Origin of the sequence: Streptomyces sp. NPDC020489 (assembly GCF_044386545.1) — a bacterium.
In the GTDB taxonomy this organism is placed as follows: Bacteria; Actinomycetota; Actinomycetes; order Streptomycetales; family Streptomycetaceae; genus Streptomyces.
This window is the reverse complement of record NZ_JBIRUZ010000039.1, coordinates 1-1,046: the sequence shown is the minus strand read 5'-3', so window position 1 is coordinate 1,046 and position 1,046 is coordinate 1. Positions and strand designations below refer to the sequence as shown.

The following is a 1,046-nucleotide window of genomic DNA, read 5'->3' as shown; positions in this document are numbered from 1 at the left end:
TCGTGACTGCGTGCCTTTTGAAGAATGAGCCTGCGAGTTTGCGGTGTGTTGCGAGGTTAACCCGTGTGGGGAAGCCGTAGCGAAAGCGAGTCCGAATAGGGCGATTCAGTAGCGCGCTCAAGACCCGAAGCGGAGTGATCTAGCCATGGGCAGGTTGAAGCGGAGGTAAGACTTCGTGGAGGACCGAACCCACCAGGGTTGAAAACCTGGGGGATGACCTGTGGTTAGGGGTGAAAGGCCAATCAAACTCCGTGATAGCTGGTTCTCCCCGAAATGCATTTAGGTGCAGCGTCGTGTGTTTCTTGCCGGAGGTAGAGCACTGGATAGGCGATGGGCCCTACCGGGTTACTGACCTTAGCCAAACTCCGAATGCCGGTAAGTGAGAGCACGGCAGTGAGACTGTGGGGGATAAGCTCCATGGTCGAGAGGGAAACAGCCCAGAGCATCGACTAAGGCCCCTAAGCGTACGCTAAGTGGGAAAGGATGTGGAGTCGCACAGACAACCAGGAGGTTGGCTTAGAAGCAGCCACCCTTGAAAGAGTGCGTAATAGCTCACTGGTCTAGTGATTCCGCGCCGACAATGTAGCGGGGCTCAAGCGTACCGCCGAAGTCGTGTCATTCATACATGAGGGCCAACGCCCGTATGGATGGGTAGGGGAGCGTCGTGTGCCGGGTGAAGCTGCAGCGGAAGCTAGTGGTGGACGGTTCACGAGTGAGAATGCAGGCATGAGTAGCGATACACACGTGAGAAACGTGTGCGCCGATTGACTAAGGGTTCCTGGGTCAAGCTGATCTGCCCAGGGTAAGTCGGGACCTAAGGCGAGGCCGACAGGCGTAGTCGATGGATAACCGGTTGATATTCCGGTACCCGCTGTGAAGCGTCAAACATCGAATCCAGTGATGCTAAGGCCGTGAAGCCGTTCCGGACCCTTCGGGGAAAGGAAAGTGGTGGAGCCGCTGACCCGATCTGGTAGTAGGTGAGTGATGGGGTGACGCAGGAAGGTAGTCCATCCCGGGCGGTGGTTGTCCCGGGGTAAGGGTGTAGG

At 57.1% G+C, this 1,046-nt stretch carries 1 rRNA gene; it reads left to right on the top strand.

Annotated features, from left to right (window positions below):
• Positions 1 to 1,046: ribosomal RNA gene (locus tag ACH41F_RS41800) — 23S ribosomal RNA — on the top strand; the annotation flags it as partial.